Origin of the sequence: Neoehrlichia mikurensis, assembly GCF_019186785.1 — a bacterium.
GTDB lineage: Bacteria > Pseudomonadota > Alphaproteobacteria > Rickettsiales > Anaplasmataceae > Neoehrlichia > Neoehrlichia mikurensis.
Genome location: NZ_CP066557.1, coordinates 674451 through 697882, shown reverse-complemented (window position 1 = coordinate 697882; position 23432 = coordinate 674451). Strand labels below are relative to the sequence as shown.

Annotated in this window: 15 protein-coding genes and 2 rRNA genes; 12 read left to right on the top strand and 5 right to left on the bottom strand. The window is 30.1% G+C overall.

Annotation, left to right across the window (positions count from 1 at the left end; translation table 11 throughout):
- Positions 1-737: 737 nt before the first annotated feature.
- Positions 738-1343: a dTMP kinase gene (tmk, locus tag HL033_RS02795; protein WP_218193792.1), complete on the bottom strand. Its 606-nt coding sequence runs from the start codon at positions 1341-1343 to the stop codon at positions 738-740.
- A 126-nt stretch (positions 1344-1469) separates the two neighbouring features.
- On the bottom strand, positions 1470-2429 hold the full coding sequence (gene fabD / locus HL033_RS02790; RefSeq protein WP_218193791.1) for an ACP S-malonyltransferase: 960 nt from the start codon (positions 2427-2429) through the stop codon (positions 1470-1472).
- Positions 2430-2789: 360 nt separating this feature from the next.
- Here fabD and rpmE point away from each other — a divergent pair, with 360 nt between their 5' ends.
- From rpmE to guaB, 3 genes are all read left to right on the top strand, one after another.
- Complete coding sequence (gene rpmE / locus HL033_RS02785) at positions 2790-3032, top strand: 50S ribosomal protein L31 (protein WP_218193790.1); 243 nt, start codon at positions 2790-2792, stop codon at positions 3030-3032.
- A 21-nt stretch (positions 3033-3053) separates the two neighbouring features.
- Positions 3054-3845 (top strand): NAD kinase, encoded by a 792-nt coding sequence (locus HL033_RS02780; protein ID WP_218193789.1) that lies wholly within the window; start codon positions 3054-3056, stop codon positions 3843-3845.
- Between the two features lie 554 nt (positions 3846-4399).
- Positions 4400-5863 carry an IMP dehydrogenase gene (gene guaB / locus HL033_RS02775; protein ID WP_218193788.1) on the top strand — a complete coding sequence of 488 codons (1464 nt, stop codon included), beginning with the start codon at positions 4400-4402 and terminating at the stop codon, positions 5861-5863.
- Between the two features lie 186 nt (positions 5864-6049).
- Here guaB and rrf read toward each other — a convergent pair.
- A 5S ribosomal RNA gene (gene rrf / locus HL033_RS02770) occupies positions 6050-6164 on the bottom strand.
- Positions 6165-6237: 73 nt separating this feature from the next.
- Positions 6238-9007, bottom strand: a 23S ribosomal RNA gene (locus HL033_RS02765).
- Positions 9008-9289: 282 nt separating this feature from the next.
- On the opposite strand from HL033_RS02765, the gene HL033_RS02760 reads away from it, so the two are divergent.
- The 5 genes from HL033_RS02760 to HL033_RS02740 all read left to right on the top strand — a co-directional run bounded on the left by HL033_RS02760 (position 9290) and on the right by HL033_RS02740 (position 14955).
- On the top strand, positions 9290-10141 hold the full coding sequence (locus HL033_RS02760; RefSeq protein WP_218193787.1) for an alpha/beta fold hydrolase: 852 nt from the start codon (positions 9290-9292) through the stop codon (positions 10139-10141).
- 80 nt (positions 10142-10221) lie between these two features.
- Positions 10222-11199 carry a pyruvate dehydrogenase (acetyl-transferring) E1 component subunit alpha gene (gene pdhA / locus HL033_RS02755; RefSeq protein WP_218193786.1) on the top strand — a complete coding sequence of 326 codons (978 nt, stop codon included), beginning with the start codon at positions 10222-10224 and terminating at the stop codon, positions 11197-11199.
- Between the two features lie 1069 nt (positions 11200-12268).
- Positions 12269-12838, top strand: a complete 570-nt coding sequence (gene hslV / locus HL033_RS02750) for an ATP-dependent protease subunit HslV (protein ID WP_218193785.1) — start codon at positions 12269-12271, stop codon at positions 12836-12838.
- Between the two features lie 2 nt (positions 12839-12840).
- On the top strand, positions 12841-14259 hold the full coding sequence (gene hslU, locus HL033_RS02745) for an ATP-dependent protease ATPase subunit HslU (protein ID WP_281422985.1): 1419 nt from the start codon (positions 12841-12843) through the stop codon (positions 14257-14259).
- 3 nt (positions 14260-14262) lie between these two features.
- Positions 14263-14955, top strand: coding sequence for a class I SAM-dependent methyltransferase (locus HL033_RS02740; protein WP_218193784.1), 693 nt, complete (start codon positions 14263-14265; stop codon positions 14953-14955).
- An 832-nt stretch (positions 14956-15787) separates the two neighbouring features.
- Here the strand turns inward: HL033_RS02740 and metG are convergent.
- Complete coding sequence (metG, locus tag HL033_RS02735) at positions 15788-17320, bottom strand: methionine--tRNA ligase (protein ID WP_218194502.1); 1533 nt, start codon at positions 17318-17320, stop codon at positions 15788-15790.
- Positions 17321-18125: 805 nt separating this feature from the next.
- Here metG and HL033_RS02730 point away from each other — a divergent pair.
- The 4 genes from HL033_RS02730 to cyoE all read left to right on the top strand — a co-directional run bounded on the left by HL033_RS02730 (position 18126) and on the right by cyoE (position 23383).
- Entirely contained in the window at positions 18126-19358 is a 1233-nt protein-coding gene (locus HL033_RS02730) for an aspartate kinase (RefSeq protein WP_218193783.1), read from the top strand.
- Positions 19359-20151: 793 nt separating this feature from the next.
- The gene (gene coxB / locus HL033_RS02725) at positions 20152-20934 is read left to right on the top strand and encodes a cytochrome c oxidase subunit II (protein ID WP_218193782.1); all 783 of its coding nucleotides are present in this window, start codon (positions 20152-20154) and stop codon (positions 20932-20934) included.
- A gap of 14 nt (positions 20935-20948) precedes the next feature.
- Entirely contained in the window at positions 20949-22505 is a 1557-nt protein-coding gene (ctaD, locus tag HL033_RS02720; RefSeq protein WP_218193781.1) for a cytochrome c oxidase subunit I, read from the top strand.
- A gap of 2 nt (positions 22506-22507) precedes the next feature.
- Positions 22508-23383 (top strand): heme o synthase, encoded by an 876-nt coding sequence (gene cyoE, locus HL033_RS02715; protein ID WP_218193780.1) that lies wholly within the window; start codon positions 22508-22510, stop codon positions 23381-23383.
- Positions 23384-23432: the final 49 nt, after the last annotated feature.

Below are 23432 nucleotides of genomic sequence, written 5' to 3'. Positions count from 1 at the left end.
AAGTTAATGTAATATAAACACTATATATAATAGCATCTTTATATACTTTCATTTTTTTGTTAAAATAAAATTTATCTCACATGTATATTTTTTTATTTTACTTTCGCATCACACAACATAAAGAATACTACTACTATAAAACTACATCTTTAAAAAATCACATTCTTAATGTAAATTATAATAAACTTTATGTTTACATAACCTTTTATTCAAATTTATAAACTATAAATTAATTACCTTCACAAGAAGTTAAAATAAAAAAAGATTTCATTAAATAATATTATTATTACTTGAAGGCAAGGAAGATTTTCATAAGAAGTACTAGAATTTAAAAGCACGTCTTTCAAGAGATTACTAATGTTATTATCCTTATGAAAGATATTATATACCAAGCTAAATTTATATGTCTTACATCCAATACAACGTATACTAAATTATCTTAGTTGATATTTATAATTTATAAAGCAATAAAATATCTCTTTTCGGCAATATATAATTACTAATCAAAAAAAACATTTTAATAAATATAGATGAATTATTGATAAATATATATACTATAGACCATAATACTAAATTTTTTATGTAATATTTTAAAATTGAAAATATTGTTACACCCAATAATGCTTCTTTACCTTTATAATTTTAGTATCAATCATAATATTGACCTAATAATCCTCAATATTATTTCATAACCTATATTTACCTACTACAGACAACCTAAATAAGAAAATAAATACTTAATATTGCTTAGCATGAAATAACTCTATAACCTTGTTATGTATTGAATTTTTATCATCATCTTCACATTGAATAATATGACAACGCTTCACATTCTCTTTCGCAATACACTGAAATCCATACCTTACATTTTTATAAAAATTTACATCTAAAGATTCATATCCATTGTGATGAGCCCTTAATATAGATTTATTAACATCAATATCAATAATAAAAGTCATATCAGGAAGAATATCTACAACTAATTCATTAAGAAATTTAATTATACTTAATTGAATACCATGCCCATAGCCTTGATACGCAACTGTTGAATCAATAAATCTATCACATATTACTATTTTATCATTCAATAAATTAGGTTTTATTACTTTTATAAAATTTTCTTTACGCATAGCTATAAAAAACAGCAACTCCGTTACTGCATCAATTCTCTCACCTGTAAAACCTAATAGTAATTTACGTACAAGCTCATTAAAAGAAGTACCACCAGGTTCTCTGGTAATCACAACATTATCCTTACCATATAAGTTTGATAAATACTTCAGCAATAAAGAAGATTGTGTTGTCTTACCACACCCATCTATCCCTTCAAAAGTAATAAACATTTAACACAAATATTAATAAAAACTTTTACCAGCAAGCTTAATATCAGCCTTAAAATATAAGTTTGATAAATACTCCAAAAAAAGATTGGGTTGCTTTACTGCATCCTATTACTACTTTCAATAATATCAAGCATCAACAACACTAAAATAACTAGATACCACAGCATCTATACACTTTACAGTACTAACACTAACACTACATACTGTATTATCAATCCTTTGTACTAAATTTGACAAAACGTTACCTGCACCAATTTCTACAAAATGAGAATAACCACGTCTTATCATATAAATTACGCTTTCTCTCCATCTTACTCTACTAATAATCTGCCTTGCCAATAAATCCTTTATCATAGAACAATTTGTATATTCACTTGCAGAAACATTAGATACTACATTAATAGCCGGCATCTTAATATCAATACAATCAATAAAATTACTCACCTCTTTATAAGCAGAATACATCAATGATGAATGAAATGGACCACTTACTTGTAATTTTATAATTTTCCTAATATTTGTACCTTTCACAAGATGCTCCAAATTCTCTAAAGCACTCCTTACTCCACTAACAACTACCTGTCCATTACAATTATCATTTGCAATCTCACATATACCGTAAGCTTTTGCAGAATGTACTACTGATTCTACTTCATCAATACTTCCACCTATTAAAGCTACCATCCCTCCATAACCATAAGCAACTGCTTCATGCATTGCCTTACTTCTCACTTTTAAAAGTTGCACCATAAATGGTAAACTTATGGCACCAGACGCACATAAGGCTGTATACTCACCAACCGAATGACCCGCCATATATTTCACTTTATCACTGGAACAGAATTTTTTTCCTAAAACACTTTCAAGTGCACGCAAAGTTGCTATTGACACTGCCATTAATGCCAACTGTGCATTTTCAGTAGACATTAAATCTTCAGATGGTCCCTCAAATATTATTTTAGTTAAATCCTTACCTAATATATCATTAACTTCGTGAAAAACATTACGGGCAGCAGTAAAATTATCATAAATTTCTTTTCCCATCCCTACAAACTGAGAACCCTGTCCAGGAAATACAAATATCATATATTTAGCTTATTACCTATTCTACAAATAATTATAGTTCGCATAAATAACTCAGTCAAAGTTAATTTATCAAGAAATAAGTACATAATAAATAAAATAACAACATCAGTTAATATAAAACCCCACAAACTATAATAAAATATGATTATCCCTAATAAAAACAAAGTTGTTAAAAAACAATTCGCATAACCTACGTAAATACCGAATATTCTATATTGTAATTACCAACTGATTCAAAATATGTAACAATTAAAATACTAAACTTAGTTAAATTTGACAAAAACGTAACACTAATATAGTATAAGAAGTAGTTGATGTTTGAATTAATAAAATATATTAACAATTAAGTTAGGTTTTATCATGAAAAATGTAAAGGTTTCAAAAAGTGAAAGACACCCTAAGGCTCATCCTATATTAGTTGTTTTTACAGATGGAAGCGAACAAACAATGATGTCTACTATAGGAACAGAAAATAAAATTACTAAAATACACCTTGAAACTGATCACTTCAATCACCCTGCATGGAATCCTGGATTAAGAGTTGCTGGCAAAAAAAATAGCAAAGCTGCTAAGTTCTTGAATAGATTTGGAGATTTAGCATAAATTACCTAGCTAGTATTTTTAATGATTAAGTATAAGAACATTGGATATGTTGCTAGCAGTTTTGTTGAAGATCAGCAAATAAATCTTTTAAAAGAAAAGTATAATTTAATAGATATCACAGAAAATCCTAATTCTTCTATTGATCTATTAGTAGTAATGGGAGGTGATGGTTTAATGCTTCATAGTTTACATAGCTATGTTATTCAATGTTGTAGAAATATTCCTGTATATGGAATAAATTATGGTACAGTTGGGTTTTTATTAAATAGATACTCAGATAATGATTTAATTACATTAATTAATAACGCCGTTAGTACAAAACTCCTACTCTTAAAAATGACTGCATTTGACATAAATGGTATTCAGTATAACGCAATAGCAATTAATGAAATCTCACTTTTGCGTAATACTCATCAAGCTGCAAATCTTAAAATAAAGATTAATAATAAATTAGTCATGAAACAATTAATATCTGATGGTGTGTTAGTAGCAAGCCCTGCAGGTAGTACAGCTTATAATTTTTCTGCTGGAGGACCTATTTTACCATTAAACTCTAACATTATTTCTTTAACTGCCATCAATCCTTTTAGACCAAGAAGATGGCGCGGTGCTCTTTTGCCAAATAACGCAATAGTAGAAATCGAAGTATTAAATCCTGAAATACGTTTAGTAAATGCAGTAGCAGATTATACGGAATTTCATAATATAAAAAATGTTACAATACAAAAAGTACATAATTTAGATATTACATTATTATTTGATCCACACAATAAATTAGAAGAAAGAATCATCACAGAACAATTTTTATTTTAATATAATAAGCAAAAAAAAACTATGTCACAAATTATTACATATTTTAAATTAATAAAAAAGCTTATTTACTAAGCTAGCTATATACATTACCCATAAATTTTATAATTATCTATCCAAATAATACTATTATGATCAGCAAATAAAATCCTCTAGCATATTTAGAAAATTTTTATATATCATTACTTAAGATTTTCTTATATTTTACATAGGATTATGTTATAAATAAGAATTTACTACGTGCACGTTTTATCAAAAATGTATTCAAATATCATTTGGTCTCTAAAACATTTCATGTTTCTTTGTTCTTAGTTATTTTAAATCCCTCATATAAAAAATTTTTACTAAATAAATACTTCTTATACTTTTACAATACCTAATTAATAAAGTTAACCTTTATAATTTAGCTACATAATAATACCACACTTAACTTCTATAATCATAAAATACCCATGTATAGAAAACATAAGTAATATTAATAACAAGAGAATAGTAATACTATTGCATATATATTAAAAGTTCATATACTTAATAAACACCATAAAAAAAGGTAACCAGTGGAAATTTCTTACTCATTTGATGATATTTTAATTATTCCTGCACAATCAAATGTGCTCCCAACAGATGTAGATGTCAAAACTTATATCACAAATGATATACAATTAGGTATTCCTATAATGTCAGCTGCTATGGATACAGTCACTGAATCAAAACTTGCTATAGCAGTAGCTCAGCATGGGGGCATAGGATGCATACATAAAAATTTATCAATTGAAAATCAAGTTACTGAAGTAAAAAAAGTTAAAAAACACGAAAGTTGGATAGTGTACAATCCTATAACAATTCTTCCTGATGCAACACTATCTGAAGCACTAGCACTTATGCAGCAATATAATTATTCTGGTATCCCAGTAGTTACAAACAATACAAATAAATTAGTAGGGATACTAACAAATAGAGATGTAAGATTCATTGAAGATAAAAGCTGTAAAGTTCGTGATATTATGACACAGAATAACCTTGTTACAGTACAGGAAGGTATACAAAGATCTGATGCAATGAAATTACTACATAAAAATAAAATAGAAAGACTAATTGTAATAAATGAAAATTATTGTTGTATAGGTCTAATTACTGTTAAAGACATTGAAAAATTTAACAAATTTCCTAATTCATGCAAAGATAGTAAAGCAAGATTAAGAGTTGCTGCAGCAGTAGGTACAGGTATTAAAGAAGGGATTGAAAGGGCAGAAAGACTCATTGCAGCAGAAGCTGATATTATAGTTGTTGACACAGCACATGGCCATTCTGAAAGAGTAATTCATACTATCAAAGAAATTAAAGCAATGTATCCACATTCTCAAGTTATTGGCGGCAACGTTGCTACAGCAGAAGGTGCACTAGCATTAATTGAAGCAGGTGTTGATGCTATAAAAGTCGGAATAGGTCCTGGATCTATTTGTACAACTCGAATTGTGACAGGAGTAGGAGTACCTCAATTTTCTGCAATAAAAAATATTGCTGCAGAATGTAAAGACAAAAATATAAAAGTTATTGCAGATGGCGGTATAAAATATTCTGGAGATATTGCCAAATCTATAGCAGCAGGAGCTGACGTTGTAATGATAGGATCTATTTTTGCTGGAACTGATGAAAGTCCCGGAAATATTATTATATATAATGGACGTGCTTATAAAACTTATAGAGGTATGGGATCAATTAATGCAATGAGAGATGGCTCAGGAGATAGATATTTTCAAGACGAAAGTAGTAAATTCATTCCTGAAGGAGTAGAAGGTAGAGTACCATTCAAAGGTAGCGCTGCAGATGTTATATATCAATTAATTGGGGGATTAAAATCTGCTATGGGATATACAGGAAATGCAAATATTGCCTCAATGCAAAAAAATTGTAAATTTAATATTATAACATCATCAGGATTACGTGAAAGCCATGTTCATGATGTTATTATTACTCATGAAACATCAAATTATGAACCTCACTTTCAACTCAAAGAATAAAAGCAATTTTAGTATGCATATATGTAAAAAAATGCTTCTACTATAAAATAAGCTTTATTAATAATAATTCCATATGAATGCAAGTAGGATACAATATAGCTTAAAGATTAAAATACAATTTAATCCTGACATATATATTAAATAATATTGATCTAAGAGAAAAATGAAAAACACATAGTTTAATAAGGCTGGCAGCGACCTACTCTCCCGTATCTTAAGATAAAGTACCATAGGCGCTAAAAGGCTTAACTTCCGGGTTCGAAATGTAACCGGGTGTTTCACTTTTGCTATTACCACCAACCCAATTAAACTATGCCAAAAAAGTAAGAAGAAAGAATAAAAATATAATCTTAACACTACACATAATTTACAAAATAAATAAACCAATCGAGCTATTAGTACTAGTTAGCTACATATGTTACCATACTTACACATCTAGCCTATCAACGTGATAGTCTTTCACGGCTCTAATGGGGAAATATAATCTTGAGGAAGGTTTCTTACTTAGATGCTTTCAGTAATTATCCTATCCATACTTAGCTACCCAGCAATGCTGTTGGCACAACAACTGGTACACCAGAGGTATGTCCAACTCGGTCCTCTCGTACTAGAGTTAGCTCCTCTCAAATTTCCAAACGCCCGCGGAAGATAGAAACCGAACTGTCTCACGACGTTCTAAACCCAACTCACGTATCACTTTAATCGGCGAACAGCCGAACCCTTGGGACCTACTTCAGCCCCAGGATGTGATGAGTCGACATCGAGGTGCCAAACGGTGTCGTCGATATGAACTCTTAGACACCATAAGCCTGTTATCCCCGGCGTACCTTTTATCCGTTGAGCGATGACCCTTCCATACGGAATCACCGGATCACTATGACCGACTTTCGTCTCTGCTCGGCTTGTCAGCCTCACAGTCAGGCAGGCTTATGCCATTATACTATAAAAGCTGATTTCTGACCAGCCCTAGCCTACCATCGCACGCCTCCGTTACTCTTTAGGAGGCGACCGCCCCAGTCAAACTACCCACCATACAATGTCCTAATTCCAGATTATGAAACATAGTTAGATATCAAAAACGTAAAGGGTGGTATCTCAAGGTCAGCTCCACTAAAACTAGCGTTCTAGCTTCAAAGCTTCCCACCTATCCTGCACATCACATTCCTAATATCAATGTAAAGCTATAGTAAAGGTGCACGGGGTCTCTTCGTCTACCCGCGGGTACCCCGCATCAGCACGGGGAATTCAATTTCGCTGAGTCGATGTTGGAGACAGTGGGGAAATCGTTACGCCATTCGTGCGGGTCGGAACTTACCCGACAAGGAATTTCGCTACCTTAGGACCGTCAGTTTTACGGCCGCCGTTTACTGGGGCTTCGATTCAGAGCTTGCACCCCTCATGTTAACCTTCCAGCACCGGGCAGGCGTCAGGCCCTATACTTCCACTTACGTGTTTGCAGAGCCCTGTGTTTTTAGTAAACAGTCGCTACCCCCTATTTTGTGCCACCTGCATATGGTTGCCCACATACAGGTCACCCTTCTCCCTAAGTTACAGGTGTAATTTGCCGAGTTCCTTCAACATCGTTTTCTCAATCGCCTTAGTATACTCTACCCACCTACCAGTGTCGGTTTACGGTACGGCCTTATTAACTTAAATGCTATTTCCTGGAATTTTTTTAAAGCATAAATCAATCCAATAAGATTTATACTAACACAAAATTCGTCACATTTAAAAGGTTCAGGAATATTAACCTGATTCCCATCGACTACTCCTTTACGGCCTCGCCTTAGGGTCCGACTAACCCTGCGCAGATTGACTTAACACAGGAAACCTTAGGTTTTCGGCGAGAGTGGTTTTCACACTCTTTTACGCTACTCATGTCAGCATTCTCACTTTCGATACCTCCAGCAATCTTTACAAATTACCTTCACAGGCTTACGAAACGCTCCGCTACCGTACCTTACGGTACTCGCGTCTTCGGTATATGGCTTTAGCCCCGTTACATCTTCGGCGCAAGAAAACTTATTTAGACAAGTGAGCTGTTACGCTTTCTTTAAAGGATGGCTGCTTCTAAGCCAACCTACTAGCTGTATTGGTTTTCTCACATCCTTCCACACTTAGCCATAATTTTGGGACCTTAGACGGCGATCTGGGCTTTTTCCCTCTCCACCATGGACTTAGCACCCATAGTGTGTCTGCTGTAGAACTACTTATTGGTATTCGGAGTTTGATTGGATTTGGTAAGAGGATGAGTCTCCCTAGTCCATTCAGTGCTCTACCCCCAAAAGTATATATTACAACGCTCTACCTAAATAGATTTCGCGGAGAACCAGCTATTTCCAAGTTTGATTGGCCTTTCACCCCTAGCCACAACTCGTCCAATACTACTGCAACAGTAACAGGTTCGGTCCTCCAATGTATTTTACTACATCTTCAACCTGGTCATGGCTAGATCACTTGGTTTCGGGTCTAATCCATTAAACTAAACGCCCTATTCAGACTCGCTTTCGCTGCGCCTACACCTAACGGCTTAAGCTTGCTTAATAGATTAACTCGCTGACCCATTATGCAAAAGGTACGCTGTCACTTTACATTTAATATAAAATACTAAATTAAAGCTCCAACTGCTTGTAAGCACTTGATTTCAGGATCTATTTCACTCCCCTCACCGGGGTTCTTTTCACCTTTCCCTCACGGTACTTGTTCACTATCGGTCGTTAAGGAGTACTTAGGCTTAGAGGATGGTCCCCCTACGTTCAAACAGGGTTTCACGTGCCCCGCTCTACTCAAGAATCTATAACCTTTTTACCTATACGGGACTATCACCCTCTATGGTTATTTTTTCCAAAATATTCTAGTTTTTAGTTATAAATTACTGGCCTATTCCGCATTCGCTCGTCACTACTAACGGAGTCTCATTTGATGTCCTTTCCTCCAGCTACTTAGATATTTCAGTTCACCGGGTTTGCTTTGCATACCTATGAATTCAGCATGCAATAATCAATAAATTGATTGGGTTCCCCCATTCGGAAATCTACGGATCAAAACTCGTTTGACAATTCCCCGTAGCTTATCGCAGCCTACCACGTCCTTCATCGCCTCTTAACGCCAAGGCATCCATCAAGTGCTCTTAATTGTTTATTTATTTGCAAAATATATGTAGTATTAAAACTACATTTTTATACTTTTCAGCTAATTGAATCAAGATTATATTATATAATAATCTCTACCATTTTAATCTTTCTACTTACTTGTCAAACAACCAAAACATCAAAAATATACAAAACAACTTTAAATGTTTCATGAATTACAAGTTTTAACGAAATATACATTCCATGTCAATACTTTTTTACTAATAATAAATAAGTTTCTTCTTGATAGTGATATTGATATATTAAATTAATAATATTATTACTACGGTTTATAATGAGCTATTTTCATGTTTCACAATTTTCAGAACCATTTAAAATACATTACTTAATATTTGACTATGTAGGAAATTCTATACCTTTAGTATGTGTACATGGAATAATAAGAAATTGTAGAGATTTTGATTACTTAGCTATTTCACTTTCAAAACATTGTAAAGTAATATGCCCTGATATAATAGGAAGAGGAAAGAGTAGCTGGATAAAAAACTTAACACTATACAACTATTCGACATACTGTAAAAGCATTATATACCTACTACAACATCTTAAAATTAACAAAATTAACTTTCTTGGTACATCAATGGGTGGTATTATAGGTATGTACCTAGCAGCATATTTTCCAAAATTAATTAATAGTCTAATTTTAAATGATATAGGACCATTTATTGATATAGTCCCTTTAAAGAAAATTGCTGAATATATTAGTAACATCCCTAAATTCAACAATGTAAGCAGTGCAAAACATTATTTACAAAAAATGCTTTATAATTTTAAAATTACGCAAAAAGAACATTGGGATCATATTGTAAAATACAGTATAATTAAACAACAAAATGATTATATAATTGCTGCCGATCCAAAAATAAGTATAGCATTCAATGATACAATTAAATCTATACACAATATGAATATGTGGGATGTGTGGAAAAAAATAAAAAGTAAAACATTAGTTCTTAGGGGAAGTCAATCAGATATTTTAACAAGAGATACTTTAAAAAAAATGATAGAATTAAATCCAATAACTGATTATATTGAGTATCCTAATATAGGTCATAATCCTTCTTTAATGGAAAATTATCAAATAAAAGATATACAAGATTGGCTAATTGTTAACTCATTGTTGTAAATACCTTGATAAATTATAAGTGCTGTTTTATAAAGTATAACTTTATTATAACAACTTGTTAGATTATGGAGTAAATATAAATGTCGCTTTATAAAAATTTAACACAAGAACAAATTATCAACTGTTATTATAATATGTTACTGATACGTAGATTTGAAGAAAAAGCAGGCCAATTTTATGGCATGGGCCTTATAAGAGGTTTTTGCCATTTATATATAGGACAAGAAGCTGTAGCTGTAGGATTACAATATTCTACAATCAATGGAGATTCTATCATTACTAGTTACAGGGATCACGGATTTATGTTATCTGCGGGTACAGACCCTAAATATGTTATGGCAGAACTTATGGGCAAAAGCACAGGATGTTCAAAAGGTAAAGGTGGTTCTATGCATATGTTTAATATTGAAAAAAATTTTTTCGGCGGACACGGCATTGTAGGAGCGCAAGTATCAATAGGAACAGGCATTGCATTTGCTAATAAATATAAGCAAAATACAAATGTAGTATTTGCATGCTTTGGTGATGGAGCTGTTAATCAAGGTCAAGTTTATGAATCCTTTAATATGGCATCTTTATGGAAATTGCCTATAATATATGTTATTGAGAATAATGAGTACGCAATGGGCACATCTGTTGCAAGAGCATCATACATAACAGATTTATATAAAAAAGGTGAAAGTTGTGGAATACCTGGTTATCAAGTAGATGGCATGGATATATTTTCAGTAATACAAACAGGACAAGATGCTGCAAAACACTGTAGAGAAAACAACGGTCCAGTATTGCTTGAAATAAAAACTTACCGCTACAGAGGACATTCAATGTCAGATCCAGCAACATATAGAACAAAAGAAGAAGTACAGGAAATAAAAGAAATTAAAGATCCTATCAATAGACTAAAAAAATATATAATATCTCAAAATATTACTACCGAAGATGTTCTTAATGAATATGAAAAAAAAATACGTAATGTCATCAAAGATACTATAGATTTCTCTCAGAACAGTCCTTATCCTAATGATAATGATTTATATATAGAAATTTATAAAAATTAACACCCTACTGTCATAATAAATAATTATATACTATACAATAAATTTTTATATTTATAGCATTTTGCTTATAACATGTAAAAATATCACAATAAGTACAATTAAAAGATATAAGCTATACAGAAACGTTATAAAACATAGTTCCATAATATGCTTACTCTCTATATTAGTAAAAGCTAAATCTTTAAAAAATGAAAAGGACATCAAAATAGGTATGATGTCATCACTTCTACTAGCAATAATACATTAAAATGTACTAATAAAATGTTAATCCTTCAACTGTTATAGCACTATGCTTCACTTCATATTTATAAATTCTTTACTAAACATTTTCTTGATAAAACTTATATCATATTAGGTATATATACTTGTTTTAGCTAACAAGGAATCTCTTTAATAGTAAAGTAGAGCAATGCTACCTCCTTACTTAATAGATGCTCACAAAAAAGATAAAATTTATTCTTCATTTTGTTAATTACGGTAAAATGGTGTCTCTATACTTAATTATTCCATAATAAACTGCGATAATTAAATTGCAGCGGTATTTGCTATTAGCAATTTTTCGACATATCTAACAAATTTTTTATAAATAATACTATAGTTTTAAAGTAAAATGTCTCCATAGCTATGTAAAATGTAGATAATATAATTATCGATAGTAAGAATTCTATTCATATTTATTAACTTATAATATTACATAAATTCCACACTACAATAAAAGTTATAAAGCACATTTAAATCTTAAATATAGAAGTTTACGCAAACAATGCAACATATTCTCATACTTAACTTATCTACTACATTACCATCATAGGAGCGCAATTAATAATTGCCTTACTATAATGATTAACCGTCTAATTACAAGTATATTATATATATTACATTAATAAGATACATTATCATATATCTTAAATACAATTACATTATCATATTCAACAATTGTGTCATATATATCTTGCTTTTATATTTATTGATTTCTAATAATAAAATATATATATTATAAGTTTTTATATAAATATAATAGCTGGCAAAGCAATAATTAGGTAAGTGTGTACATAAAAAAAGGAGCTATATGGACCATAAAGACAATAGTATAATGTATGGTACTACAATTTTATGTATTAGAAGAGGTAATAGTGTTATAATTGCAGGCGATGGACAGGTATCTTTAGGTCATACTGTAATCAAAACATCAGCAAAAAAAGTAAAACGTTTAGCAAATAATACAGTCATTACTGGATTTGCTGGAGCAACTGCAGATGCATTTACACTATTTGAAAGACTTGAAAGCAAGTTAGAAAAGCATCCTGGACAATTAATGAGAGCATGTGTGGAATTAGCTAAAGATTGGCGTATGGATAGATATTTGCGCAAATTAGAAGCAATGATGATTGTTGCAGATAAGTCTGTATCTTTAATTATATCTGGTAATGGTGATGTTCTAGAACCAGAAAATGGAATCGCAGCTATTGGTTCAGGAGGTAATTTTGCACTAGCAGCAGCAAAAGCTTTGTGTGCAGCGCAGGAAGATCTTGAAAATGCAATGAGTTTAGAATACATAGTAACTACATCTATGAAAATAGCTGCTGAAATTTGCATTTACACTAATCATAATATTATAATGGAAAAAATAGAGGGCTAATTATGTCTTTAATAAGTAACTATCACACTTCTAACAATAATAAAGATGCTTACAGTGATATTGAAAAATGTTCTGTAAACCAAAATCAAGTGGCATCTACTGAAGATAACGTAATGCAGGAGTTATCGCCTAAGCAAATTACACAAGAATTGGATAGATTTATTATAGGTCAAGCAGACGCTAAGCGTGCTGTTGCTATAGCATTGCGTAATCGCTGGCGACGCAATAAAGTGCCTTTACCGTTAAGAGAAGAAATTATACCAAAAAATATATTAATGATAGGTCACACAGGTATTGGTAAAACAGAAATAGCGCGTAGATTAGCAAAATTAGCTAACGCACCATTTATAAAGGTTGAAGCAACAAAGTTTACTGAGGTTGGTTATGTTGGTCGAGATGTAGACTCTATAATACGTGATCTTGTAGATATAGCTATTGGATTAGTTAAAAAAAAATATAGAAAAATTTTTGCAAAAAAAGCCGCAGAAATCTCAGAAAATATTATATTAACTGCCCTCATTGGTCAGGATGCAAGTGAAGAAACAAAAATGACTTTTCAACAGAAATTATCAGCTGGGGAATTTGAAAATTCTGAAATATCCATTAGTATTAAAGAAAATAAAAGTATATCTTCTTTTGATATACCAGGAGTACAAGGCGGACAAATAGGAATCATGAACATTAGTGAAATAGTACATAAAATGCTAGGTAATAATAAACAGTTAAAAACTATTAATGTTACAGTAAAAGAAGCAAGAGAAATACTAATGCATGAAGAAACAGAAAAACTAATTGATGAAGATAAAATCATTAAAGAAGCTCTGCACATAGCAAGTAATGACGGTATTGTATTTTTAGATGAGATAGATAAAATTGCTGCACGAACAGAAATTAGAGGTGAAGTTAACAGAGAAGGAGTACAGCGTGATCTTTTACCACTACTTGAAGGAACAAGCGTAACAACAAAATATGGAACTATCACAACAGATCATATATTATTCATTGCATCTGGCGCATTTCATTTAGCTAAACCCTCTGATTTATTACCAGAATTACAAGGACGTCTTCCTATTAGAGTAGAGCTTAATCCATTAAGTAAGGATGATTTAATTAAAATTCTGACAGAGCCAGAATCAAGTTTATTAAAGCAATATTGTGCTTTAATGAAAACAGAAAATGTAACTATCAATTTTTCAGATGATGGTGTTTCTACAATTGCAGAAATAGCTTCCGTAGTTAACAGAGAAGTTGAAAATATTGGTGCACGAAGATTACACACTATTTTAGAAAAACTAATGGAAGATATAAGTTATAATGCATCAGAAAATAGTGGTAAAACATATGTTATAGATGGTCCATATGTAAAAAGAAAACTTGAAGATATTTCAAAACAACTAGATCTTTCTAAATTTATTTTATAGGGCATGAAAAAATCTGATTTTGTTCGTCAAATATTTAGTTCAGTAGCACCTCACTACAATATTATGAACGATGTTATGAGTTTTGGTCTGCATAGGTTATGGAAAGCAAAGGTAGTTGATTGCATTACTAAAGATAAAGGGTTGCTGCTTGATGTAGCAGGCGGTACTGGTGACATAGCTATAAAAATTCTACAAAAAAAAAATCTTGATGTTACTGTATGTGACATAAGTTATGAGATGATTACACATGGCCGTAATTATGCTATTGATAAAAATGTTTTAAAATTAAATTGGGTTTGCTCAAATGCAGAATATCTTCCATTCCCTAATAATACTTTTGACTATTACACTATAATCTTTGGAATACGTAATGTTTCTAATAGACATCGTGCATTACAAGAAGCTTATAGAGTATTATCTCCTAAAGGACAATTTATATGTTTAGAATTTTCCCCATTACAAAATAATAACTTATTCAGCAAAATTTACGACTTCTATTCATTTAATATTATTCCTAATATAGGAAAATTTATAGCAAATAATAAAACAGCATATCAATATCTTGTTGATAGTATTAGAGCCTTTCCATCACAAAATAACTTTATACAAGAAATAGCAGATTCCGGATTTACTACAATATATTATGAAGATATATGCAATAAAATTGCTACTCTATACAGAGCAAGCAAAATATAATAAATTATCCAAGTTTATATAATAGCATTAGTTTCTTAAAGCTACATATGAATTTTAAATCATTATAACATAACAGTATTACATTAATAATCATTTACTCTTTAATAAAATTACATCTTTTAGAAGTAAAAACTTTTAAAGCAAGTTGATATTCAAAGAAACCACCTATATACAAGATTACTTATAATATATTTCTAATATAAAAGTGTTTTTCCATCATTAGAAAATTCTTTTTGATATCTATAATGTTGTGTAATAATTTTTATATGTGGAATATGATTAAATGTTAGTTAATAATTTTTTATATACTACCCCATATAAACTAAAAATTATAATATCGTTGATTTTTGTAGAATTAATATTAAATAATAAATTAAAATTGTAGTCTGTTTTGTGATGGAAAAAATATTTTTATATACTACCCTATGTATTATGTTAATGATTTCCTCATAAGAAAATATTGATATAATAATTTTTATGAAATACCAATAATAAACCTTAAAACTACACAACTAATGTTGCTATGACTACTTTAAAACCTGCTATAGTTCCTTTAGAAAAAGTACTATATTCCATTATTGATTACCAATCAACAACACGTATTTAAATATTGATCACTACAAAATTATATAATTACATAATAATAACAATTGCTTGAGAAATAAATTAAAATATATTTATTATCAATACATTGTGATTATTGTGGATACATAAAAAAGTAAATTACATTATCAAATAATTACACACGCATTAATAAACACTAATAACTACAAAATATATAACTGCTATATTTTATTTAATCATAACATATTACATATTTTAGTATTTAAAGCTAATATAATTCATATTTAGTAAAAATAGGTTGAGGATCTAGTAATTTACTTCCCATGCAACTCTTCACTGCAAAAAAACTAAAACATCTTTTATTAATAGGAACAGCAATTTGATCTAAAATTTTCGAAGCTACATTCGGCATAATAGGTTGCAATAACATACCAATACATCTTATATATTCCACAAGCTTATATAAAACAGCTTCCATAACTTTCTTATCTATTTTACAAAGATGCCATGGAGCTCTTTCTGTTATATATTCATTTGCAGAAGAAGATATTTGTACTATAAATTTAACAGCTTCATAAAGTTCATAATGCATTATATAATCACTTACTTGATGTAATATACAATAGTAATCAGGTAATGATTCCTTATCACTTAATAAACTCATATCTACTTCTGGAATCAAGCCATTACATTCTCTATGTATAAGAGATATCGTTCTATGTACAAGATTACCTATATTATTTACTAATTCATAATTTATACAATTAATAACACTCTGGCGTGAAAAATTACCATCATTTCCTATAGGAATTTCTTTAATAAGAAAATATCTCATTTGATCAATACCAAATTCTTCTATTAACTTAAAAGGTTCTATAACGTTTCCTATCGATTTAGAAATCTTTTGTCCTTCATTGACCCACCAACCATGAGCTAAAATTTTACTAGGTAAAGGCAACTTAGCAGCCATTAAAATTGCAGGCCAATATACAGCATGAAATTTTAATATATCTTTCCCTATTACATGAATACTTAAACTATGATCATTATCCCAGTATTGCTGATATTCTCTATTTGAAGTATCTGGAAATCCAAGAGCAGTTAAATAACTAGATAAAGCATCAACCCAAACATATATAACGTGCTTATCATCATTTGGTACTTTTATACCCCATGATAAACCATATCTTGATATTGATAAGTCTTTTAGCCCAGATTTTACAAATGATATTACTTCATTTAATCTATGTCTTGGTGTAATAAAGTTAGGATTCTTGCTATAAAAATCAAGTAATGCATCTTGCCATTCCGACAATTTAAAAAAATAACTAGATTCTTCTACCCATTCAACTTCAGCCCCTGTAGGAGCACGATTATCAACAAGTTCTTGCGCCTGATAAAATGCCTCATCTCGCACAGAATACCATCCAGAATAATGCCCTAAATATATCTGATTATAATCACACAAACGTTGCCACAATCCATATACTGCATTTTTATGACGATTCTCTGTTGTTCGAATAAAATCATCATAATTACAGCTCATTACATCTGATATTTTTTTAAAAACAGCACTATTGTTGTCCACAAAATTTTTTACTAAAAAATTATTTTTTGCTGCTGCTTTTTGAATTTTGTAACCATGCTCATCTGTGCCTGTAATAAACTTAACATTATATCCATCAAGACGCTTGAATCTTGCTATAACATCACAAATTAACGTTGAATAAATATGACCTATATGAGGAACATCATTAACATAATACATTGGAGTAGTAATATAAAAATATTTTTTTCCCATCACAAAACAGCCTACAATTTTAGTTTATTACTTAATATTAATCCTACAAAAAATCAATTACATTATAAAATATATCACAATGAGAACTAAAATAAGCACAATATAATAGATGTATAAGCACAATACAATAACACTGTTTTACATATATAATAACAAGAATACTGCTTAACATAATTATTAGAGCAATTACATAACACATTATTAATCAGATTATATAAAAATTAGGTATCAAAACTACATTTAAAATAGATCAAAAGCTTACTAAGTTTATATACATACTAATTTATTAAATAATATAAAAAATTAGGTACTAAAACTACATATTTACCTACACCATTAAAGAATTATATTAATATTATATACTCAACAGAATTATTGCAAAAACACAGAAACAATATTACCCCCCCCCCTGCCATATCAAATACTACTAGTACAATAATAATAATACATTCAAACTAAATTTTAGAAAATAAAGCTAAATTATTTTATCTTAAATTACAGCTATCCATGATAATCATGGCTTCATTAATACTATAGAGAACATTATTCATCCACATACAATTGTAATGTTAATAATAGCAACTATTGTTTTTATTATGTTGACATATGTAATAATCAGAGTCTGTAAAAGAAATGATTAAATAATTTTTAATACTAAAAGCATACATTACATTATTAAAATAAATACTAGTAAAAAAAAGCAGCTATAATTTTATTAATAAGATTTAAATTTCCAAAAAATTACTTATGTTAATCTCATAAAAAATCAACTATAATCTTCACAACATACTATTTATCTTTTATCATGAGTAAAATTATTGTTAAAAAATTTGGCGGCACCTCTCTAAAAGATATAGAATGTATTAATAAAGTAGCAAAAATAATTCAAAATGATGTTATAAATAACTATAAAGTAATAGTAGTTGTATCTGCTATGGGTACATTTACTAATGACATTATTTCAAAAATTAAACTATTATCCGACTTATGTACTGCTTCAGCGCTTGCTGAATATGATTCTATTATTGCCTCAGGAGAACAAATTTCATCTGGGTTATTATCCATTGCACTACAGAAAATGAATATTAAAGCCAGATCCTGGCTAGGGTGGCAGATACCTATTAAAACTTCTTCTCATTATTCTAATGCTAGAATAGTTGAAGTTGAAGATACTGAACTAAAAAATTTTTTAAAAGATAATGACGTTGCAATCATTGCTGGATTTCAAGGAGTGTATAACAACCGAATTACTACTTTAGGCAGAGGAGGGTCAGACACATCTGCAGTAGCTATTGCTGCCGCATTGAAGTTAGATCTTTGTTATATATACACAGATGTCGATGGAATTTACACTACCGATCCTAATATCGTTCCTACAGCACGTAAAGTTAATAATATTACATACGATGAAATGTTAGAAATGTCTTCTTTAGGAGCAAAAATACTACAAGTAAGATCCGTAGAAATAGCAATGAGATATAATATAAAATTATGCGTACTATCTACTTTTGCAAAAACACAAGGAACATTCGTAGTAAGAAAGGAAGAAATTATGGAAAGTCACACTATTACAGGTATTACACTTCACAACAATGCGGTAAGTATAACAGTAGAATCAATTAATACATTAACTGGAATTGCTGCAGTATTTGCACCTCTTGCACAAAATAATATCAGTGTTGATATGATTATACAAAATATAGGACATGAAAAAATTAACGTTACTTTCACAATTTCAGAAGATCATATTGCCAGAACAACAGCACTATTAACAGAATTAAAAGATCAAATTATGTATAATAATTTAATAATAAACCCAACAGTAGCAGAAGTATCGATTATTGGAGTAGGTATGATATCTAATCCTGGAGTGGCATATAAGATGTTTAATACTTTAAGTAATAATAAAATAAAAATACTAGCTGTTACTACATCAGAAATAAAAATTAGTGTACTAATAGAGCGTATTCACTCAGCATTGGCAATAAAAGTATTACATGATGCATTTGAACTGCATATAAACAAAGAACTTAAATGATACTCTAAACATACTTGTAATTTAAATACCTCGATAATAAGCAAAATGCATTGCTATCCACAATATCCTCTGTAAACTAATAAATATTTTGCATTAGTTAATTTGTTAAATTTATAAATAGTAAACAACACCCCATATTTGATTAATCAAAAATTATTATTTATCAATTTCAACTATAATAAAAATCACTTATCCGCATGTAACTAATTAATGTAGGCTACTCTACTAATTTTAATTGTATCCGTAACCGCTCTTTGACTTCTTGTCAATATCTATCTTATTGAGGTAATTTATTGTCAATCATAGATACAATATTATACTTAACTTTGCCCTATTAATTTCTCTTTTAATATTCAATTACAATAATACATAACTAATATCATAACAGAACTACTGTAGTGATATTTATAACTTTATTGTAACAATATAATTGTTATTCAAATAAACAATACAATGAAGAAATCTAAAATGTAATTTAAACTAACTAATTAGTTATACACAACATTCCTATAAAAATTTATATGATAATTTACAATTACTACTACGGAAACAATAAAATTTCCAACATCAACCTTAGAAATAAATTTCCTGATAATTTTATACTTTAAAACTCGATATAATATAATTTATTAAAATTATCTTAAAGTATTGACACATTCTATCAATAATAAAAATTATAACAAACATATAATCAGCATTGATATTTCATAATCAGAAGCACTACTAGCACAAAAATTCTTGCATTTTTATAACTATAATGATAGAAAGGTAAACTAGTTAAAACTATAATTGCATGTTAATAATTTACCCTTGCTTGCTTTTTATATTTAACACAGTATGTTATTATTGTAATTTATATGCTGCATCTACGGCATACCCTTGGCAAATGGGCTTTCAAGACCCTGCAACTGACACTATGGAACATATTATACATTCACACAATTTTGTAATGATAATAATGTTAATAATAGCGGCTGTTGTTTTTAGCATGCTGACATATATAATAATCAGATTCCGTAAAAAAGACAATGATCAAATAACTTTTAACACTAAAAACTCTCATAATGCATTGCTTGAAATTATATGGACAGTTATTCCATTAATGTTAGTAGGGTTTCTTACAATAAGTAACGTAAAATTAATTCAACAGGAACAAAAAATACCTAAAACTGAACTAACGATAAAGGCGATTGGTTATCAATGGTATTGGAGTTATATATATCCAGACTACAATATTCAGTTCGATAGCTACATGAAAGCTTCTAATGATTTAAAAGAAGGGGAATTACGTTTACTTGAGGTAGATAATAAGGTTATAGTACCAACAAATGTAAATGTATTGGTACAAGTTACAGGTGCAGATGTAATACATAGTTGGGCAGTCCCTGCTCTTGGAGTAAAAATTGATGCAGTGCCAGGAAGACTAAATGAAACCTGGTTTAATATCAAAAATCCTGGCGTTTACTATGGACAATGCTCTGAACTTTGTGGTAGGCTACATGGATTTATGCCTATTACAATAGTAGCCGTCAGTAAGGAAGAATTTGCTAAATGGGTAAAAGAACATAAACTTTAGTTAGGACCATAATTATGAATGATGAACACTTACCAAGAGGAATAAAACGCTGGCTATTTTCTACTAATCATAAAGATATAGGTACTATGTATATTATATTTTCAATTATTGGTGGAATAGTAGGAGGGCTTTTATCACTTATAATACGTGCTCAACTCGCGCATATTAATGTACTTCATGATAATTACCAACTTTATAATACAATTGTTACAAGTCATGCATTAGTTATGGTTTTTTTTATGATTATGCCTGCACTAACTGGAGGCTTTGGTAATTGGTTTGTTCCATTATTAATAGGAGCACCAGATATGGCATTCCCACGACTAAATAATGTAAGCTTTTGGCTGCTTGTAGCTTCTCTTATTCTTTTAATAAGTTCTATATTAATAGGCGAAGGTGCTGGCACAGGATGGACACTTTACCCACCATTATCTTATATTGCTTCCCATCCTGATGCATCTGTAGACATTGCTATCTTTGCTCTACATGTTGCCGGCATTTCTTCTATTGCTGGGTCAGTGAATTTCATAGTAACTATCTTCAACATGCGTGCTACAGGCATGACATTATTAAAGATGCCTTTATTTGTGTGGACAATATTATTAACATCTTTCATGCTAATTGTTACTTTACCAATATTAGCTGGTGCAATTACAATGCTTTTAACAGATCGTAATTTTGGAACTAGCTTCTTTGATCCTGCAGGTGGAGGCGATCCTCTTCTATTTCAACACTTATTTTGGTTTTTTGGCCATCCAGAAGTATATGTTATCATTTTCCCAGCTTTTGGTATTATCACTCAAATTATTTCAACGTTTTCCCATAAAGCAGTATTTGGATATTTAGGTATGGTATTTGCATTAATCGGTATAGCAACAGTTGGTGGTGTTGTATGGGCACATCACATGTTTACTGTAGGATTAAGTGCAGAAGCAATTACATATTTTAGTGTAACAACTATGTTAATAGGAGTATTAACAGGTATAAAGGTATTCAGTTGGATCGCAACAATGTGGGGTGGTAATATTGAATTTAAAACTCCAATGTTATTTGCAATAGGATTCATATTTGTTTTTACAGCTGGTGGACTAACAGGAATTGTAATATCTCATGGTGGTATTGATAAAGTACTACATGATACATACTATATTGTAGCACATTTTCATTATGTAATGTCTATTGCAGCCTTATTTGCAGCATATGCAGCATTTTACTACTGGATAGGTAAAATGTCAGGTAAACAATATAATGAACGTCTAGGGAAAATACATTTTTGGATTACATTTATCGCAACTAATTTAACATTTTTTCCTCAACACTTTTTAGGACTTGCAGGAATGCCTAGAAGAATTCCTGACTATCCGGATGCTTTTATACCATGGAATTATATATCCTCTTTAGGGGCACTATTATCTTTTATCTCTGCTTTATTCTTTATTTATATTGTAATAATAACTTTGAAAAATGGCAAAAAAGCTCCTAGTAATCCTTGGGGAGGAGATACATTAGAATGGACTATTCCATCTCCTGCACCTTTTCATACTTTCAATGAAATTCCAAAAATAGAATAATCATGTCCTTAAATACAAAAGAAGAGAAAATTGCTTCCATTGGTGATTATTGTCAATTATTAAAGCCAAAAATTATGTCCCTAGTTGTATTTACGGGTATTACAGGAATGACAATAGCTCCAGGTAATATACATCCTTTTATTGCTATTATATCTATATTATGTATTGCTCTAGGATCAGGTGCAGCAGGGGCTATCAACATGTGGTATGATAGCGATATAGATGCAATAATGAAACGTACAAAAAATCGTCCTATACCTGCTGGCAAAATTAAAAAAAGTACTGTACTTGAATTTGGATTAGTGCTTGCAATATTATCAATTACCATAATGGCAATTTCTGTCAATTATATATCTGCTATTATACTCACCATTAGTATCAACTTCTATATAATAATATACACCATAATATTAAAAAGAAGAACTTCACAAAATGTAGTTATTGGTGGTATAGCTGGAGCCTTTCCTCCAATAATTGGATGGACATCCGTTACAGGTTCCATTTCATTAGAAAGTCTTATACTTTTTAGTATTATTTTCATGTGGACACCACCTCATTCTTGGGCTTTATCACTTCTAAATTACAATGAATATAAAAAAGCAAATATTCCTATGATGCCTGTTGTTTATGGTATACATAAAACAAAACTTCATATTCTTTTTTATAGTCTTATTCTTATTCCTATCACATTATTCCCAGGTATCTTTGTTAAATATACAATATTATATGAAATAAGTGCAACAATACTTGGAACAATATTTCTAATACATGTATTAAGAATATTTAAGCATAACAATGCACTACGTTATAAGCAGTTATTTACTTATTCAATTTACTACTTATTTTTACTATTTGCCGTAATAATACTATCTAAATAATCTAAGAAGAGATTTATTTTTCATACCTTAAATTATATAGCACAAGGTA

Coding starts and splice junctions, on each gene's coding strand:
- tmk (WP_218193792.1), bottom strand. CDS start 1,343: ATGTTTATTACTTTTGAAGGGATAGATGGGTGTGGTAAGACAACACAA.
- rpmE (WP_218193790.1), top strand. CDS start 2,790: ATGAAAAATGTAAAGGTTTCAAAAAGTGAAAGACACCCTAAGGCTCAT.
- fabD (WP_218193791.1), bottom strand. CDS start 2,429: ATGATATTTGTATTTCCTGGACAGGGTTCTCAGTTTGTAGGGATGGGA.
- HL033_RS02780 (WP_218193789.1), top strand. CDS start 3,054: ATGATTAAGTATAAGAACATTGGATATGTTGCTAGCAGTTTTGTTGAA.
- HL033_RS02730 (WP_218193783.1), top strand. CDS start 18,126: ATGAGTAAAATTATTGTTAAAAAATTTGGCGGCACCTCTCTAAAAGAT.
- hslU (WP_281422985.1), top strand. CDS start 12,841: ATGTCTTTAATAAGTAACTATCACACTTCTAACAATAATAAAGATGCT.
- hslV (WP_218193785.1), top strand. CDS start 12,269: ATGGACCATAAAGACAATAGTATAATGTATGGTACTACAATTTTATGT.
- cyoE (WP_218193780.1), top strand. CDS start 22,508: ATGTCCTTAAATACAAAAGAAGAGAAAATTGCTTCCATTGGTGATTAT.
- ctaD (WP_218193781.1), top strand. CDS start 20,949: ATGAATGATGAACACTTACCAAGAGGAATAAAACGCTGGCTATTTTCT.
- HL033_RS02760 (WP_218193787.1), top strand. CDS start 9,290: ATGAGCTATTTTCATGTTTCACAATTTTCAGAACCATTTAAAATACAT.
- coxB (WP_218193782.1), top strand. CDS start 20,152: ATGTTAATAATTTACCCTTGCTTGCTTTTTATATTTAACACAGTATGT.
- HL033_RS02740 (WP_218193784.1), top strand. CDS start 14,263: ATGAAAAAATCTGATTTTGTTCGTCAAATATTTAGTTCAGTAGCACCT.
- pdhA (WP_218193786.1), top strand. CDS start 10,222: ATGTCGCTTTATAAAAATTTAACACAAGAACAAATTATCAACTGTTAT.
- metG (WP_218194502.1), bottom strand. CDS start 17,320: ATGGGAAAAAAATATTTTTATATTACTACTCCAATGTATTATGTTAAT.